1 protein-coding gene is annotated in these 359 nt (G+C 54.3%); it reads left to right on the forward strand.

The genetic code is table 11. The annotated features are described in order from the left end of the window. Window positions 1-359 (forward strand): transposase (locus tag JIN78_RS17035; RefSeq protein WP_200393195.1); only part of this gene is annotated, 359 nt, incomplete at both ends.

Raw genomic sequence — 359 nt, forward strand, 5'->3', positions numbered from 1 at the left:
ACCAGCTCGCCCAAGACCACCGCCTTCGCCAAGAAAGTGCGTTGTGAACTCCACGAGCAGGGCTACGAGGAAGAGCTTGCCTTGATTACGCCCGTCCTAGTGGTGATTGAAAGCGTGAATGAGCAGATTAAGGAACTGGAAAAAGATATCGAAAAAATGGCTGCGGAGAAGTATCCGGAGTGTGAATTTCTCCGCCAGGTCTCCGGGGTGGGGCTATTGACCAGCATAAGCTTTATATTGACTATCGGCGACCCGAACCGCTTCTCCAAGGTGCGCGATGTGGGTGCCTATCTTGGCCTCGTGCCCCGGCGCGATCAGTCGGGAGATTGTGATAAACAACTCCGAATCACCAAGGCCGG

Origin of the sequence: Roseibacillus ishigakijimensis, from assembly GCF_016595415.1 — a bacterium.
In the GTDB taxonomy this organism is placed as follows: Bacteria; Verrucomicrobiota; Verrucomicrobiia; order Verrucomicrobiales; family Akkermansiaceae; genus Roseibacillus; species Roseibacillus ishigakijimensis.